We start from the raw sequence: 17,300 nt of genomic DNA, 5'->3' as shown, positions 1-17,300 counted from the left end.
CCGAGCCGCTGACCGTGGCATAGCCGCCACGTTCATTCGAAGCCTCACTCCACGTCGAACTTCACGCCCTGCGCCAGCGGCAGTGTCCGACCATAATTGATCGTATTCGTCGCCCGCCGCATGTACCCTTTCCAGGCATCCGAACCGGATTCGCGGCCGCCGCCGGTTTCCTTTTCGCCCCCGAATGCGCCGCCGATTTCGGCGCCGGAGGGACCGATATTGACGTTGGCGATGCCGCAATCCGAGCCTTTGACCGAGAGGAAGGTCTCTGCCTCGCGCATGTCATTGGTGAATATCGAGGATGACAGGCCCTGCGGCACATCATTGTGCTCGGCAAGCACCGCATCGAAATCCGAATAGCGCACGACATAGAGGATCGGCGCGAAAGTTTCGTCCACCATCGGGCCGGACTGCTTCGGCATTTCTACGATTGCAGGACGGACGTAGACGCTGTCGCCGGGGGCGGACAGGTCGACCTTCTCCCCGCCATGCACCTTGCCACCGGCGGCCTTCGCGCACCGTCCAGCGCGGATTGCATCCGGTCGTAAGCGCCCTTGTCGATCAGCGGACCGACCAGCGTACCGGTCTCCAGCGGGTTGCCGACCTTGACCGAGCCATAAGCCTTCACGAGGCGCGGTACGAGCGTGTCGTAGATGCTTTCGTGGACGAAGAGGCGGCGTAGCGATGTGCAGCGCTGGCCCGCCGTGCCCATGGCGGCGAAGGCCACGCCTCGAAGCGTGAGGTCGAGATCGGCGGACGGTGCCACGATCGCGGCATTGTTGCCGCCGAGTTCGAGGATCGAGCGGCCGAAACGGGCGGCGACGCGCGGACCGACCTCACGGCCCATGCGGGTCGAGCCGGTTGCGGAAACCAGCGCCACATCCTTGTGGTCGACCAGTACTTCGCCGATCGCGCGGTCGCCCATGACGACCTGCGACAGGCCCTTCGGTGCCGTCCCACCGTCGGCCTCGAAACGGGCAATGGCGCGCTCCAGCAGGGCCTGCGTGGCGAGCGCTGTGAGCGGCGCCTTTTCCGATGGCTTCCAGATGATGGCATTGCCGGCGATCAGAGCGAGCGCGGCATTCCAGGACCAGACGGCGACCGGGAAATTGAAGGCGGAGATGATCAGCACCGTGCCGAGCGGATGCCAGGTCTCCATCATGCGGTGATCCGGGCGCTCGGTGGCAATGGTGAGACCGGTAAGCTGGCGCGAGAGACCGACGGCGAAGTCGCAGATGTCGATCATCTCCTGCACCTCGCCGAGGCCTTCGGAAACGATCTTGCCGACCTCGATCGAGACGAGACGGCCAAGCTCGGTCTTGTGCGCCCGCAGTTCCTCGCCAAGCAGACGAATGAGTTCGCCGCGCTTCGGTGCAGGCACGTTGCGCCAGGCCCGGAAAGCGGCCTGCGAGGTGGCGATCGCCTCGTTCGCTGCTTTCGCGTCCTGCTCCGGCACTCTGGCGAGGATCTCGCCCGATATGGCCGACCGTGCCGGCAGCGTGCCGCCGGAGTAGAGAGCCTCTTGCACACCGAGGGCATTCATCAGGTCCACGGTTTCCTTGATCAGGCTGGAAATGGCGCTGCTCATGTCATTCTCACGATTTTCTGGAATTTGTGCCCTTTTGGCCGAGGCAGGCATTCAAGGCAAGCGATTTCGCCTCTGTTTCCATAGGAACAGCCTGTGAAACGAGAAGAATCTAAAAGAGAGGCTAGTTCAACAAACGGTCTTGGGAAAAGTCCGAGGGGAATATGAGAAAGTTCGCATCCATCCTGATCTTCATGTCGCTTGCACTTGGCGCGACGACCACCGCCAGCGAAGCCGGATGGAACAAACGTGGCTGGTATCAGAAGCGTCCCGGCAACAACTGCGTAATGCGCAAGGTCGTCGTCAGCGGCATGAACGGCAAAGTTGTCGTCCGCAAAGTGCGAGTCTGCCGGTAGAAAATCGGTGACACCTTTCCCAAATTGTTGTTATTCGGATTGCGCGACTCAAGTATATTTTCGGTTGTATATTGCGCATGCGTCCAGTTCAACTGGAAGCAGTATATTCCATTTTAGATATTATTAATGTGTTATGGTTAATATTCGCACTCTGGGAAGAGTGGCGAGACAGGATAACAGCCAGCTCCCTTAGATAAACGTCCGGAGCTAAGGCAGATGAGATCAAGAGTACCATTCCTTGCAGTGTCTATTGCCATAGTTCTCTATCCTATCGCAGTCGCCGCGGCCGACAAGAGCGACTATAAGCGCCCGCTTACCATTCCCTTTGCCAAGGTTACAGCCTATTCCCCACAGCTCGCGACGCTGGGAAAGATGCTGTTCTTCGACCCGAGACTCTCTGGCAACAAGAACATGAACTGCGCCACCTGCCACAATCCTTCTTTCGGATTCGAGACGCCGGTCGAAACACCCGTGGGTGCGGCCAATACGCGCCTCGGTCGCCAGGCTCCAACGGTGCTCAACGCCGCCTGGGTGACGCCGAATTTCTGGGATGGGCGTGCCGCGTCGCTCGAAGAACAAGCGGCTGGTCCGATCACCGCCGCAGCCGAGATGAATGGCAAGCTCGATGAGATCGTGGATAATCTCAAGGCCGTCCCCGATTACGACAAGTGGTTCAATCAGGTTTTCCCGGGCTCCGGCATCACGCAGGACAATCTGCTGACTGCCATCGCTACCTATGAACGGACCGTGGTTTCCGGCTGGTCACCCTTTGACCGCTGGGTCGACGGCGACGAGACCGCGATCAACGATTCGGCCAAGCGCGGCTTCGAACTCTTCACCGGCAAGGCAATGTGTTCAAGCTGTCACGCCGGCTGGAACTTCACCGATAACAAGTTCCACGACATCGGCCTCGACACAGAGGATATAGGCCGGGCGAAGTTGGAGCCGAAAAATCCCAAGGCTCTCCATGCCTTCAAGACGCCGGGTCTCCGCAACACCGCCTATCGTGCACCCTTCATGCACAACGGATCGATACCCGACCTGACCTCGGTCCTGATGCATTACGAGTCCGGCGGCATCAACCGGCCTTCTCTTTCCGAATTCATGTTGCCGTTCAGCCTCGAGGAAAGTGAACGCAATGACCTGATCGCCTTCCTCAACACCCTGACCGCCGAAAAGCAGGACACACCCCTGCCGACGCTGCCGAACTGAGGAGGCGACCATGTCCATCAGGCTTCAATTTCTTCTCCCCATGTTCCTCGCCATAGCCGGCGGCCTCGGCGTTGCCGGTCACATCGGCTGGCAGTCCATTGAGGGCCAGATCCATGTCGAGAAGGTCGTCCGTTCCGCGATGGAAGCACGCGCGCTGTCGAGCCAGATAGCCGGCGAATTCCAGGATGCATCCGCTGTCGTGGACGGCGTGCTGGACATGACGAACTTCATTTCGGCCGACACGGTGAAGAAGGATTTCGACGCTGCCGACGACGCGGCGCGCACGACGCTCGCAAAGTTCAGCGCGACCTCGCTCTCCCCTGATGTCACCGCCGCGGCGACGGAACTTTCCGGCCGCTATGAGACATGGCGAAAGGATGCCCGTATCGTGCTCGGCCTTGACCCTTCCGCGGAAGTCCCGACGGAGGAGCTTCTCGGGCGCGGCCAGCAATCTGTCCACAAGCAGATCGAACTGATCGACGGTCTTGTTTCAACTGCGGCGTCCGAGGCCGTTGCCCGGGCAGGTGCCTCACTTCAGAACTCGCTTCGAACCGAACTCACTTATGGCGCGATCGGTGCCATCGTCGGCATTCTGGTGCTGTTGATCATCACGCAACGCATCGTAGGCCCCATTGCCCGCATCACCCGCATCATGGGAGAACTGTCCGGCGGCCAGCTGAATGTCACGATTCCCGCCCGCCGCGGCGCCAGCGAGATCAAGGCGATGATCGCGGCACTCGCTGTTTTCAAGGACAACGCTATCGCCCGAGAGGAACTCGAATCCTCGACACGCAGTCAAAACAGCGATCTCTCGGCGCTCACCTCCGAAGCAGCTCTCCTCCAGCTTCAGATGGCCGAAGCCGTGGAACGCGCCACCAATGGCGACTTCTCCGGCCGGATCACGGGCCCCTTCAGCCGACGGGAAAATCAGGCGCTCGCCTCCAGCCTCAATGCGCTGGTGGAGAGCTTCGAGGGTGGCATCGAGGAGACGAGCCGCGTGCTTTCCTCCCTCGCCGCAGCCGACCTAACGGTTCGTTTCGAAGGCCACCACAAGGGTGCCTTTGCCAAGCTTCAGCACAACGCCAACTCAGTCACCGAGCATCTCTCCGGCGTGATTTCCCGCCTGTCGAATGCCTGCCATCAGGTCAGCGCGGCAAGCGACGAGATCCATTCCGGCACGCAACAGCTCAATAACCGCTTCTCGACGCAGGCTGCGACCGTACAGCAAACCAATGCGACGACGGCTACGGTCGCCTCGACGGTCAGCCAGAACGCCAAGCGGGCCGGCGAAACTTCCAGCGTCGTTCGTCAAACCAGCGTCATTGCCGGCACCGGCAGCGAGGTCATGCAGGGCGCGCAGACAGCCATGGGTCAGATCACTGACTCGGCGAGCAAGATCTCCGACATCATCGGCGTCATCGAGGACATCGCCTTCCAGACCAACCTGCTCGCACTCAATGCCGGCGTCGAAGCGGCGCGTGCCGGCGAGTCCGGCAAGGGATTTGCAGTGGTCGCCACAGAAGTACGGTTGCTGGCACAGAAGACTGCCCAGGCTTCCAATGAAGTGAAGGCACTGATCGAAAGAAGTTCGGTAGAAGTGAAGCAGGGTGCGGACCTGGTCCGCAAGGCGACGGAGCAGTTTTCGCACATCGTTGGGTCGATCACCTCGATCAGCGCGCTGTCGAACGAGATCGCAGCCGACAGTACCAGCCAGAGCGAAAACCTCAACCAGCTCACGGCCGCGATGCGCAGTCTCGACCAGTTGATTACCGACAATATGCACTTGGTCAGTAACCTGACCCAGTCGTCCGACGAGACCAGCCGCGAAATGCGCACATTGCGCGAGATCGTCAGCCTCTTCCGCCTGCCCAACGACGAAGTGCAAGCCCGTCGCGTGGCATGAAAATGCAAAGGCCGATGTTAAATCTTCCGAAACCGGCGGTTGGATATAGTTAACCCTAGCGACCGGTTTCGGTCCCAGTCCGGTGGGGTATCGCGTCTTGAAAATCGGCCTTCCCAAGCTCCGGCTATCCCGGAAGCTCCTGATCATCACGCTCGGCATCACCGTGCTTCTGGGTGGAACTAGCGCGGCCGCCCTCTTCTTTAAAAGCTCCGAATTCGGACTGGAGAGCGCCGGAAGCACAATCGGCGGCGAATGCACCGACGTGCAGACCATGGTGCTCAAGACACCGACGAACCGCCTCTGGCTCCGCCGCTTCATCCGCATGGAAAATGCCAGCGGCCCCGACCGCGTCCGCACGGCGTTGCGCATTGCCGGGCTGCTTGCCAAGAAGAATACCGTCGACCTTATTCACGTCAGCGTGCTCGACTCGCACGGCCCCACCCTGCGCTCGCAGATGCGCGGGCGCTCGATCGGCGCCGAAGTGCTGATCGCGCTGAAGCCTGACGCCCTCTCTGAAATGAAATCGCCCGCCATGGCGAGCTACTACGAAGGGCCGGTCAGCGATGCGGGCCGCTACTATGGCGACAAGGTGGTCGTCGACATCGACGAAATCGGCGCCATGATGACCGCCATGCGCAGCGTCGAGGAGAAGCCCGATTGCATCAGCCCGGAAAAGACCGAGGATGCCGAGGCCAAGCCAAACGGCAAGAAGGACCAGAAGTCCGCCGATCACGGCAAGAAGGAAGAACAACAGGTCAAGCCGGCAGAGGATCCCGGCGAAGAGCCCGCCAAGGAGGGCGCCGACGAAACGGCGGATGGCGATCAGCCGGCCAAGGAGCAATCCTTCGTCGACAGCATGCTGAGTATGGTGGGCCTGGGTGGCGGTGACGAAAAGCCAGCCGACGAACACCCGCCGGCAACCGACAATAGTCATGCCGTCGCCGAAGAACCAGCGGATGCGACTGCGGAAGATCCAGGCGAGAAGATCGCTGTCGATCATGAAGCCAAGCCTGCCGATGACGCCAAGGCTGCGGCTGAGAGCCATGAGCCGGCGGCGAAGGCCGATGGCCATGATACGGCCGCGCAACCGGCCGATGCTCATGGCGACAAATCCGCCGTGACAGAGGAAGCGAAGCCCGAAGATCAGGCCCAGACTGAGGGTCACGAGCCAGCCGCTAAAACTGAGAGTCATGACGCGGCCGAGAAGGCGGCAGATGCGGCTTCGGAAGACCACGTTCAGCCGAAGAAGCGAAAGGCTGACGAGCATGCAGAGGTCAGCATGCCCGTCGGTGACTAGCTCCCCAGGAAGCCTGAGGCGCCCCGCCCATCCCTGATTAGTCCGCTTTGCTGCGGCGGGCCGGGAAGAGGATCACATCGCGGATAGACGGTGCGTTCGTCAGCAGCATGATCAGGCGGTCGACGCCGATGCCGAGGCCACCGGCCGGGGGCATGCCCTGGTCGATCGCATCGAGGAACTCCTCGTCGAGTTGCTTGTCCTTCTCGCCGCGGGCATGCGCCTGCTGGAGCTGCTCGACCATGCGCGCGCGCTGCTCGACGGGATCGTTGAGCTCCGAGAAGGCATTGCCCAGTTCCCAGGTGTTGCAGTAGGTCTCGAAGCGCTCGACCAGCCGCGGTTCACCCGGCACTTCCTTGGCGAAAGGCGAGATATCCTTCGGGAAATGCGTGACGTGGGACGGCTGGATCAGCGTCGGCTCGACCTTCTCCTCGAAGATGAAAGCAAGGCACTCGCCCCAGGTCCAATCCTTCTCGACCTCGAAGCCGGCAGCCTTGGCAGCGGCGCGGGCTTCCTCGTCAGTCTTGATCGCGAGGAAGTCGATGCCGGTCACGTCCTTGACAGCATCCGGCATCGGCACGCGTCGGAACGGACCCTTGAAGGAGATTTGTTTGTCGCCATAGGGGAATTCCGTCGTGCCGTGGATCGATGTGGCCAGCTCGGCGAACAGCCGCTCTACGAGGTCCATGATGTCCTCGTAGTCGGCATAGGCCCAGTAGCACTCCATCATCGTGAATTCGGGATTGTGTCGGGTGGAGACGCCTTCATTGCGGAAGTTGCGGTTGATCTCGAAGACCTTGTCGGTCAGCGCCGAGACCAAGGTACGCTTGAGATAAAGCTCGGGCGCGATGCGGAGATACATATCGAGCTTCAGGGTGTTGTGATGGGTCTTGAACGGTTCGGCGGTGGCGCCGCCATAGACCGAATGCAGCATCGGCGTCTCGATTTCCATGAAACCGTCATTTTCCATGAAGCGGCGGATGCCGGAGACGATCTTCGAACGTTGCTGGAAGCGGAGCTTGGACTCCTCGTTGGTCATGATGTCGAGATGGCGCTTGCGATAGCGGATCTCGATGTCGGAGACGCCGTGCCACTTCTCTGGCATCGGCAGCAGCGACTTGGTGAGCATGGTGATCTCATGCGCATTGATCGAGAGTTCGCCGCGCTTGGTGCGGCGCACAGCACCGGTCACGCCGATGATGTCGCCGATATCGATCAGCGAGAGCAGGTCGCGCGCGGCTTCCGGCGTCACCTCCTTGTGGGAAAAAATCTGGATCTTGCCCGAGGCGTCATGGATATCCATGAACATGCCGGAATTGCGCGAGGAATAGACGCGGCCGGCAACGGTCACGATATCCTGCGTTTCCGTGTCGTCGGCCAGATCCTTGTACTTCTCGGCGAGGTCCGCATTGGTGATCGTGCGGTGGAAATGGGCGGGGTAGACGTCGCCAACCTTCTCGCGCAGGATCGCGAGCTTCTGGGCACGGACTTCCGCGGCGTCGGAGGAAAGGGCGGCGGCTTCGGGCTTCTTTTCGTTCGTCATCATCAATCTCTTACGGGTCTCAGACGGCCATCGACTTCACGACTGCGGCGGCGACTTTCAGCCGCTGGCGGACGACGGAGCGGCCGAGCAAAGCCATGGAATCGAACAGCGGCAGCGAGCGCTGGCTGCCGGACATCGCGATGAAGAGCGGGCCAACGATCACCTTCAGCTTCTTGCCCATACGGTCGCCGATGGCGCGCAACTCGGCTTCGATCGTCTCGACATTCCATTCGAGGATCTTTTCGAGATCGGCCTGCACCGTCTCGAGGATCTCCAGCGTCTCTGCCGGCGGCGCCTTGATGCCCGCGAAGGATGCCGGCGTCAGGCCGACATCCGACGACAGCAGGAAACCGGCGAGCGGCGGCAGTTCGCCGAGCTTTCCGACACGCGAATGGGCCAACTTGAGGCCTTCGACAAGCCGCGAATTTTCGCCGGCCCATTCGAGCACGCGCATGACGAATTCATCGGGTGTGAGCTTCTCGCGCAGCCAGCGGCCGTTCAGCCAGTCGAGCTTCTGTACGTCGAAGATCGCGCCGGCCTTGGAAAGGTTGTCCGGATCGAATTTCTGCGCCAGTTCCTGCATCGTCATCATCTCCTCGCCTTCGGCGATCTGGATGAAGAACAGGCCGAGGAAGTTCATTAGCGCTTCAGGCAGGTAGCCGAGCGCCGAATAATAGGAGATCGAGGTCGGGTTCTTGCGCTTGGAGAGCTTCGACTTGTCGGCATTGCGCATCAGCGAGAGATGCATGAAGACCGGCGGCTCGAGACCGAGATACTGGTAGATCAGGATATGCTTCGGCACCGAGGCCAGCCATTCCTCGCCGCGCGCCACATGGGTGATCTTCATCAGGTAGTCGTCGACGACGTTCGCCATGTGATAGGTCGGCATGCCGTCGGCCTTGAGCAGGACCTGCATGTCGACGGAATCCCAAGGGATTTCGACATCGCCATAGACGCCGTCATGGAACTTGCAGGCGCCTTCGGTCGGGATCTTCATGCGCACGACGGTCGCCTCGCCCGCAGCCATGCGGGTGGTGACTTCCTCGGCGGAGAGGTTGAGGCATTTGCCGTCATATTTCGGCTGCTTGCCGGCGGCGCGCTGGCCGGCGCGCATCTCTTCCAGACGCTCGGGCGTGCAGAAGCAGCGGAAGCCGTGGCCGGCCGCCACGATCTTCTCGACATATTCGCCATAGATATGCTTGCGGTCGGACTGACGATACGGGCCATAGGGGCCGCCGACATCGGGGCCTTCGCTCCATTTCAGGCCCGTCCATTTCAGCGCATCCAGCACCTTCTGCTCAAATTCCGGGGTCGAGCGCGTGGCGTCGGTATCCTCGATGCGCAGGATGAATTCGCCACCATGTTTCAGCGCGAAGAGATAGTTGAACAGCGCGATATAGGCGGTGCCGACATGCGGCTCGCCGGTCGGGGAAGGTGCAATGCGGACGCGAACGCCGGAAGCAGTCATTTTCTTGAATCCAGTCGGAGGGGTCTGGGAACAGCCGAAAGGCCACCCTTTTGTTGGGGCAGCCTTAGGCCATATTCAGATTAGCGCGTCAAGGAAAAGCTGGCCTTCAGGCCTGCTCGACACCGTAGGAATTGAGGAACAGCCGGACCGCCCATTCGACATTGCGCTCGACCTTCTCGCGGGACGGCGGCTCCTGCATCTCGCCGAACAGGCGCGGACGGTAAAGACCGGCGACACAGAGGTCGCCAAGCTGGCGTGACGTATGCATCGTATCCTCGATCGGCTTCAGCCGGCCGAGTTCGACCTGCCGCGTGAGATAGTTGGCAAGCAGCGCCGGCCCGGTATTCGGTCCGAACTTGAAAAAGCTGTCAGCCAGCTCCGGCATCCGGTCGATCACACCGATCACAATGCGCTGTCCCCTGATGGCATCATCAGACAGAATTTGGATGGCGAATGTGACGCCGAACTCGTAAAGCGTCTCCGCCACGGGCTTATGCGCCGCAACAATTTCCCGCAATTTTTCGAAAACAAGTGACTTCTTGCGCTGTATGATCGCAGCGAACAGGTCTTCCTTGTTCTTGAAATAGACATAGAGCGTGCCTTTCGACACACCCGCCTCGCGGGTAATGTCGTTCATGCTGGAGGCGTCAAAGCCCTGGCGCATGAAAATGCGCATGGCACCGTCCAGGATCTGTTCGCGCTTGACCGGGTCTTCCCCGGCCGCCGGACGACCGCCAAGCCCGTCCTTGCGACATTCGTCGATTGCGGCGGTCTCGGTGAGATCGCTCATCTTGGTTGTTTTCCCCAAATTAACGCTATTCGAACCGATCGGTTCGATTGCCTCTTGATATGGGCCATAAAAGGGATTAAGTCAATTCGAACTGAACCGTTCGGTTCGATTAATCATTCGCTGAAAAGCGGGGCATTCATAAAATGGCAAGATCAGCAAGCAAGGTCGCGGCAGTGCACGCGGTCGAAGACGATATGGAAGCGGATGCGGTGGGCGAGGCTCCGATCAAGATGGAAGCCCCCGCTGCTTCTCCTGCAGCCGTCACCGTCGAGGCACAGCCGAAAAAGAGAGGTATCGTCCGCAAGCTCATTCTTTCGGTTGTCGCCCTGGGCGCGCTCGCAGGCGGCGCCTATTACGGCCACCAGTACTGGATCGACGGTCGCTTCATGATCTCGACCGATGACGCCTATGTAGAGGGCGACATCACCAACATTTCGCCCAAGGTCACCGGCTATGTCGCCAAGGTCAATGTGTTGGCCAACCAGCACGTCAAGGCCGGCGATACGCTCGTGACGCTCGACAATGGCGACTACAAGATCGCCGCAGAGCAGGCCGACGCGCAGATCGCGACGCAGAAGCTGACGCTGGCCCGCTATGACGCCCAGATTGCGGCAGCGAAGTCGGCAGTCACCCAGACCGAGGCTCAGAAGACCGCACTCGAGGCCACCGTCCGCGGCGCCGAGATCACGCTCGCCCGTCAGCAGGATCTCGCCACGAAGAAGGCCGGTGTCCGCGCCGATCTCGACAATGCCCAGGTCGCCTACGATCAGGCCAAGGCGAACCTCGCCGGCGCCGACTCGGCCATCGCGTCCGCGCAAGCCAATATCGCCGTCGTGACCGCCCAGCGCGCCGAGGCCGAGAGCCAGATCCATTCGCTCCAGTTGCAGAAGGCCAAGGCCGAGCGCGATCTGTCCTTCACGATCCTCAAGGCTCCGTTCAACGGCGTCGTCGGCAACCTCGCCGTCCAGGACGGCGATCTCGTGTCGCCCGGCCAGCGCCTTGCCGCCCTCGTTCCGATCGAGAACCTCTATATCGAGGCGAACTTCAAGGAGACCCAGGTTGCCGGCATCAAGCCGGGCGCCAAGGTCAAGGTCGAGATCGACGCGCTGGAAGATCATGTCATCGAAGGCACCGTCGAGTCGATCTCGCCGGCCTCCGGGTCGGTCTTCTCGCTGCTGCCGCCGGAAAATGCCACGGGCAATTTCACCAAGGTGATCCAGCGCCTGCCTGTCCGGATCGCGCTGCCGAAATCGGTGCTCGAAAGCGGTCATCTGCGCGCCGGCCTCTCCGTTGTCGTCGAAGTCGATAGCCGCACCGGCAATGCGGAAGCTGTGCGCCTGGCGAAGAAGTAAGCAACGGCGCTCGTCGTCCACACTGACACGACGCATTCGATGGTCGATAAGGCGATGGCCTGACACCGACCTCATGGGTCCCCCTCTGTGAATGTCAGCGGCGGCGAGCGTCCACATTGTTTGTTCAACACCGCCTGCACGACGGTGAGAGGAGGCCACTATGGCCACAACCACTGCCGATCGGGTTCCAGTCCCTACCAATGCGCCGGCGGCCACCGGCATGCCGGGCGAGCGGGTCGTCACCACCCGTGAGGTCCTGGCCTTCTTCGCCATGGTCTTCGGCATGTTCATGGCGATCCTCGATATCCAGATCGTCTCGGCCTCCCTGGCCGACATCCAGGCGGGCTTGTCCGCGAGCAATGATGAAGTCGCGTGGGTTCAGACCTCCTACCTGATCGCCGAAGTCATCATGATTCCGCTCTCGGGCACGCTCGCCCGGGTGTTATCCACCCGCGTGCTGTTCTCGGTCTCCGCCGCGGGCTTCACCGCCGCCAGCGCGCTGGCCGCGACCGCCACCAATATCGACCAGATGATCGTCTACCGCGCGATCCAGGGTTTCATCGGCGGCGGCATGATCCCGTCGGTCTTCGCGGCCGCCTTCATCATCTTCCCGCCCTCCAAGCGCGCGATCGTGTCGCCAATCATCGGCCTCGTCGCAACGCTGGCCCCGACGATCGGCCCCACCGTCGGTGGCTACCTTACCGCAGCCTTCTCCTGGCACTGGCTGTTCCTGATCAACGTCATTCCCGGCATCCTCGTCGCCACCGCGACCTGGTTCCTGATCGATTTCGACAAGCCGGAACTGAGTCTGATGAAGAAGTTCGACTGGTTTGGCCTCGCCTATATGGCGATCTTCCTCGGCTCGCTCGAATACTTCCTCGAGGAGGGCAATATCAAGGGCTGGTTCGAGGATGAGATCATCATCTATACCGGCCTCGCAGCCCTGCTTGGCGGAACCGCCTTCTTCTACCGGGTCTTCACGGCATCCTTCCCGATCGTCGACTTGCGCGCTTTCAACAACAGAAACTTCGCCTTCGGCTCGCTGTTCTCCTTCGTCATGGGCATCGGCCTCTACGGCCTGACCTATCTCTATCCGCTCTATCTCGGCCGGATCCGCGGCTACGACGCCCTGATGATCGGCGAAACCATGTTCGTCTCGGGTCTGGCCATGTTCCTGACCGCGCCGATCGCCGGCATCCTGTCGAACAAGCTCGACCCGCGCGTCATGATGGCGATCGGCTTCACCGGCTTTGCGACAGGCACCTGGATGATGAGCCACATCACGGCGGACTGGGATTTCTGGGAACTGTTGGTCCCGCAGATCCTGCGCGGCTCGTCGATGATGCTCGCCATGGTGCCGATCAACAACGTCGCGCTGGGTACGCTGCCGGTCGACAAAATCCGATCGGCCTCGGGTCTGTTCAATCTAACCCGAAACCTCGGCGGCGCCGTGGGGCTGGCGATCATCAACACATTGCTGACCCGGCAGAGCCAGATCCACTATTCACAGCTTGCCGAACATGTGAACGCGGCGAACCCGGCCGCGACCAGCATGATCGACAACCTGACGGCCAATTTCGCCTCGCATGGCATGGATGGCAGTACGATCGCGATCAAGCAGATATCGGGCATGGTTCACCAGCAGGCGTCGCTGTTGTCCTTCATGGATGTGTTCCTGATCCTGACGATGCTGTTCGCGTCGCTCGTGCTGATGACGACACTTCTCAGGAAACCCAAGGCCGCTGGCGGCGGTGGCGGAGGTCATTAAGGATCGAAGGGGTCTTGCCGCTGTCAGTTTGCCGCGGTCAGCGCAATCGAGGCATCGGCCGGCTCGAGCGACTCATAGGCTACGCCATCCCCGAGCCCGAGCGACAGAATCTGCTCGCCGCTGCCATCGGTCAGTTGGAACGTGCCGTCGCCATTGTCAGTCCAGTTGCGCACCCGCTCCAAGCCGGGCCAAACAGCCATGCAATCCTCGCCGGCAATCACGCTGCTGGAGCGATGCGTGGTCATTGTGCCTCGGCTTATGAGGCAAACTGTGCGGCTCTGCATGTTGGATACGGTAAATTCACGCTCGCCCGTCGTAGTGACAGACGCGGTCGTTAGCGGGTCGGGCTGGACGTCATGCGCCGGCGAAAACCACCAGAGTGGACCGCCGACCGCAAACACGGCCGCCAGAAGTTCGCGAATTGCCATTCTCCGCTCCTTCACATCACCCAAGCATCGATCGATGCCGGCATGATGCGCCGCAAAGCTTGCGTCATGGTTAACGGATTGCAAACGCGTGTGAATCGGAGCGTTTCAGCTCGAGTGTAAACGCTTCAGCCCTTGAAAGGCGTCTCCGGCACCGGTGTGACCGGCTTGCCCTGCTCGAACCAGGAGATCAGGTTGTCGGCCACGAGGTCCGCCATGGCATTGCGGGTGGCCACCGACGCTGAGGCGACATGCGGCAGCAGCGAGACATTATCGAATTTCATCAGCCGCTCCGGCAGGCAGGGCTCGACTTCGAAGACATCGAGGCCGGCGCCCGCGATCACCTTGCGCTCAAGCGCGTCGGCAAGATCGTCCTCATGCACTGTCCAGCCGCGGCCGACATTGATCATCACGCCACTGGCGCCGAGCACTTCGAGGATTTCCCTGTTCACCGTCTGTCGTGTCTCGGGCGTTTTTGGCACGATGCAGATCAGCGTATCGACAGCGGTCGCGAGCGCCTTGAGTGACGGGTAATAATCATAGGCGATCTCAGCCTTGGCCGAGCGCGTGTGATAGCTGATCTTGACGTTGAAGGCTTCGAGCCGGTGCGCGATCTGCTGCCCGATGCGGCCCATGCCATACATGCCGATATGCCGGCCGCGCAGCGTCAGCGGCGAGAGCGGAAAGGCGCCCTCCTTCACCCAGCGCCCTTCGCGCATGTAATTCTCGGCGCGTGGGAACAGCCGCAGTGTATTGAGCAGCAGCCCGATGGTGGTATCGGCCACTTCCTCGTCGAGCACGTCGGGCGTGTTGGTGACAATGATGCCCTTCGACGCGGCGTGCCCGACGTCGACGCCATCATAGCCGACGCCGAAATTGGCGATGATCTTGAGATTGGGCAACGCGTCCATGATCGATGCCGGCATGGCGTTGAACGACGCCGTGCCCACGACTTTTGCCGCCATGTCAGGCGTGATGTCTTCCGCCTTGGCGCTCGGCAGTTCCATGATGTCGAATCGGCCCGCGAGCCTTTCGCGAACGCGCGGATTTACCTTGCCGATGAGGAGCAGAGTGGTCATTGGATTACCGTCTCAGAGTTTCATTTCCGGGGTTTCACGGGGCCGGTGGACTGGCGAATGCGCATTTCCGGCTTGATGAGATGGAGTCCGTCCGGCTCGTGGCTGCCGGCAAGGCGATCGAGCAGCGCCCGTGCCGCCATCCGACCCACCTCGGACTGACCGTTCCAGACTGTGGTCAGCGCCGGCGTGGCGATCGCTGCCTCTTCGAGATCGTCGTAGCCGGTGACAGAAATGTCGACGCCAGGCACGAGGCCCGCGCGCTGGATGCCGTTCATGAGGCCGATCGCGACGAGATCGTTCCAGCAGACGGCCGCCGTCGGCCTTTGCGGCAGCGACAGGAAATGCACTGCTGCCTCGAAGCCACCCTCGCGGGTACGCGGCCCGGGGATGCGCAGTTCCGGCAGAACCGTCATGCCCGCCTTCTGCAGGGCGTTGACATAGCCCTGGTAGCGGTCGCGGCCGGTCGAGGTCTGGTCGGTACCGCCGATCATCGCGATGACTTTGTGACCAAGTGAGATCAGATGATTGGTGGCGAGCGAAATACCGTAGCTGTCATCGCCGCGATAGGCCGGCAGCGTGACGCCCTCGATGGTGCGGGCAACGAGGATCAGCGGCATGCCATTTTCCTCGGCGAGTTCGATATCCCCGGGAGGGGTACCGATCGCCGGGGAGATGATGATGCCGTCGCCGCCAAGCTGCAGCATGGTCTCGAGAAAATTCCGCTGCTTTTCGACGGAATCGTAGTGGTTGGAGAGAATGAAGGTGTGCTGGCTGCGGTCGAGCTCGCTCTCGATGGCTTTCAGGATTTCGCCATAGAACGGGTTCATGATGTCGTGAACCACGACGCCGATGATGCCGGAGCGAGAGGTGCGCAGGCTGGCCGCACGGCGGTTATAGATGTAACCGAGCGCACGCGCCTGCTCCTTGATTCTGTCGCGGGTCGTCGTAGCCACGAGCGGACTGTCCCGAAGCGCAAGCGACACGGTGGCGGTAGAAACCCCCAGCGTCTCGGCAATCGTGGACAGTTTCACTTTCTGGGCCATCGAGCCTCCCGTTGCGGAACTCCGGCCGATGCCGGCTCCCGCCTCTCCCTAAATCGATTGAGTAGCGACATTCTTCGACGCCCGCAACAACCCTTGCAAGCCTGTGTGGCGCTTATTCACTTGATATCTCCGCCTCAGGCTCCACCTGCCCAAGGTTGCGGTTGATCTTGCGCAACACTTTGAGGAACTGGCGGATCTCTTTGTCCGACAATGCGGAGAGCGCCATGTTCTCGGTCGCCTTCGCGGCGAGCTGGATGGCGTGGACATGCTTGCGGCCCTCGTCGGTGAGAACGGCGCGCAATTGCCGGCCGTCGGCCGCATCGGGCTGTCGCTGGATGAAGCCCTGCGCCTCCATGCGCGCAAGCGTCCGCGTCATGGTCGGCGGTTTGACGCCCAGGCGGTCGGCTATGGCGCCTGCCGAAAGGCCGTCTTCTTCGGCGAGTGCCAGGATGACACCATCCTGTCCGGCATAGATGCCGCTGTGGGAGAGAGAATTCGTCAAGAAGGTGCGCATCGAGCGCGACGCGCGCGTGACTTCGGACTGGAGATCACCGGGCTCGCGGGGCTGGATTTCCTTTTCCGGCTTGTCCTTCTTCTTGGACTTGTCCTTCTTGGTCATCCCCGCCCCGTTTGAATTTAAACTTTTTGAATGTATGACTGATGGCGCGGGGCAATGGCAAGGGGTTGGCGCGAAATGGCAGGAGAAACAGGGCTTTTGACCGCCCGCACCATCGCCATCCTGCCGCTCGGCGCGCATGAATTTCATGGCCCGCATCTGCCGCTGGAAACGGATACGATCATCGCCAGGGCCATCGCCGCGCGGCTGAGAACGGCCCTGTCCGATGCGCTCGACGTGATCTTCCTCGAAGCCGAACCGGTGGGCTATTCGCCCGAGCATCTCGATCGACCCGGCACGAAATCTCTCGCCTTCGACGAGGCTGTGAACCGCTGGCTCGGCATTGCCGAAGACCTTTCTAGCCGCGGCATCCGCAAGCTGGTGCTGCTCAATGCCCATGGCGGCAATTCGCCGTTGATGACCATCGTCGCCACCGAGGCCCGCATCCGCTTCCACATGCTCTGCGTCGCCACCAGTTGGACCCGTTTTGGCGTACCGGAGGGCCTGATTGCGTCGGAAGCAAAGGCAGTGGACATCCATGGCGGTGATATCGAGACGTCGGTCATGCTGGCGACCGCTCCGGACCAGGTCGATATGACGAAGGCGCAAGACTTTCCTTCGTTACAGTCCCGCCTGGCAAATGACTACCGACACCTGCGTGCCTACGGGCCGCATGCCTTCGGCTGGATGATGCGCGATCTGAATCCCGATGGTGCGGCGGGCAATGCCGCCGCGGCCAGTGCCGCCAGGGGCGAGGCGTTGCTCGCCCATGCCATCACGGGATTGGTCGAACTGGTCGAGGATGTCGATGGATTCGACGTCAGCCTCTTCCTCCCCCGGTCGCACGCTTCGAGTTGAGCGTTGCC

General features: G+C 61.2%; 14 protein-coding genes and 1 pseudogene. 7 read left to right on the top strand and 8 right to left on the bottom strand.

Translation table 11 applies throughout. The features are described 5' to 3' along the window. Positions 1-44: 44 nt before the first annotated feature. Positions 45-1,588: pseudogene (gene amaB / locus AC2YI2_RS13435) on the bottom strand (L-piperidine-6-carboxylate dehydrogenase). A 161-nt stretch (positions 1,589-1,749) separates the two neighbouring features. On the opposite strand from amaB, the gene AC2YI2_RS13430 reads away from it, so the two are divergent. The 4 genes from AC2YI2_RS13430 (at position 1,750) to AC2YI2_RS13415 (ending at position 6,353) form a co-directional block, all read left to right on the top strand. Beyond that, the gene (locus AC2YI2_RS13430; protein WP_487386981.1) at positions 1,750-1,941 is read left to right on the top strand and encodes a hypothetical protein; all 192 of its coding nucleotides are present in this window, start codon (positions 1,750-1,752) and stop codon (positions 1,939-1,941) included. 216 nt (positions 1,942-2,157) lie between these two features. Further along, positions 2,158-3,153, top strand: coding sequence for a cytochrome-c peroxidase (locus AC2YI2_RS13425; protein ID WP_487386980.1), 996 nt, complete (start codon positions 2,158-2,160; stop codon positions 3,151-3,153). A gap of 10 nt (positions 3,154-3,163) precedes the next feature. Further along, positions 3,164-5,056 carry a methyl-accepting chemotaxis protein gene (locus AC2YI2_RS13420; protein ID WP_487386979.1) on the top strand — a complete coding sequence of 631 codons (1,893 nt, stop codon included), beginning with the start codon at positions 3,164-3,166 and terminating at the stop codon, positions 5,054-5,056. A 97-nt stretch (positions 5,057-5,153) separates the two neighbouring features. Further along, on the top strand, positions 5,154-6,353 hold the full coding sequence (locus tag AC2YI2_RS13415; protein WP_487386978.1) for a hypothetical protein: 1,200 nt from the start codon (positions 5,154-5,156) through the stop codon (positions 6,351-6,353). Positions 6,354-6,390: 37 nt separating this feature from the next. Here AC2YI2_RS13415 and lysS read toward each other — a convergent pair whose 3' ends face one another. The 3 genes from lysS to AC2YI2_RS13400 form a co-directional block, all read right to left on the bottom strand. Next, complete coding sequence (gene lysS / locus AC2YI2_RS13410; RefSeq protein ID WP_487386977.1) at positions 6,391-7,893, bottom strand: lysine--tRNA ligase; 1,503 nt, start codon at positions 7,891-7,893, stop codon at positions 6,391-6,393. Between the two features lie 19 nt (positions 7,894-7,912). Further along, positions 7,913-9,361, bottom strand: a complete 1,449-nt coding sequence (gltX, locus tag AC2YI2_RS13405; RefSeq protein ID WP_487386976.1) for a glutamate--tRNA ligase — start codon at positions 9,359-9,361, stop codon at positions 7,913-7,915. A 106-nt stretch (positions 9,362-9,467) separates the two neighbouring features. Beyond that, the gene (locus tag AC2YI2_RS13400) at positions 9,468-10,151 is read right to left on the bottom strand and encodes a TetR/AcrR family transcriptional regulator (RefSeq protein ID WP_487386975.1); all 684 of its coding nucleotides are present in this window, start codon (positions 10,149-10,151) and stop codon (positions 9,468-9,470) included. A 143-nt stretch (positions 10,152-10,294) separates the two neighbouring features. Between AC2YI2_RS13400 and AC2YI2_RS13395 the strand changes: the two genes are divergently transcribed. Further along, entirely contained in the window at positions 10,295-11,503 is a 1,209-nt protein-coding gene (locus tag AC2YI2_RS13395; protein WP_487386974.1) for an HlyD family secretion protein, read from the top strand. A gap of 220 nt (positions 11,504-11,723) precedes the next feature. Further along, positions 11,724-13,271 (top strand): DHA2 family efflux MFS transporter permease subunit, encoded by a 1,548-nt coding sequence (locus AC2YI2_RS13390; protein ID WP_487387244.1) that lies wholly within the window; start codon positions 11,724-11,726, stop codon positions 13,269-13,271. A gap of 23 nt (positions 13,272-13,294) precedes the next feature. On the opposite strand, the gene AC2YI2_RS13385 is transcribed toward AC2YI2_RS13390, so the two are convergent. The 4 genes from AC2YI2_RS13385 to AC2YI2_RS13370 form a co-directional block, all read right to left on the bottom strand. Continuing rightward, complete coding sequence (locus AC2YI2_RS13385) at positions 13,295-13,699, bottom strand: hypothetical protein (protein WP_487386973.1); 405 nt, start codon at positions 13,697-13,699, stop codon at positions 13,295-13,297. Between the two features lie 125 nt (positions 13,700-13,824). After that, the gene (locus AC2YI2_RS13380) at positions 13,825-14,775 is read right to left on the bottom strand and encodes a 2-hydroxyacid dehydrogenase (protein ID WP_487386972.1); all 951 of its coding nucleotides are present in this window, start codon (positions 14,773-14,775) and stop codon (positions 13,825-13,827) included. 20 nt (positions 14,776-14,795) lie between these two features. Further along, positions 14,796-15,818, bottom strand: a complete 1,023-nt coding sequence (locus AC2YI2_RS13375) for a LacI family DNA-binding transcriptional regulator (protein WP_487386971.1) — start codon at positions 15,816-15,818, stop codon at positions 14,796-14,798. 112 nt (positions 15,819-15,930) lie between these two features. Beyond that, a complete protein-coding gene (locus AC2YI2_RS13370; protein ID WP_487386970.1) occupies positions 15,931-16,437 on the bottom strand; it encodes a MarR family winged helix-turn-helix transcriptional regulator in 507 nt (168 codons plus the stop codon). A 75-nt stretch (positions 16,438-16,512) separates the two neighbouring features. On the opposite strand from AC2YI2_RS13370, the gene AC2YI2_RS13365 reads away from it, so the two are divergent. Next, positions 16,513-17,292 (top strand): creatininase family protein, encoded by a 780-nt coding sequence (locus AC2YI2_RS13365; protein WP_487386969.1) that lies wholly within the window; start codon positions 16,513-16,515, stop codon positions 17,290-17,292. The last annotated feature ends 8 nt before the right edge of the window (positions 17,293-17,300 follow it).

The organism is Rhizobium sp. SRI_017, assembly GCF_057586295.1.
Note: the sequence above shows the minus strand (reverse complement) of the source record. Positions and strands in the feature narration are given on the sequence as shown.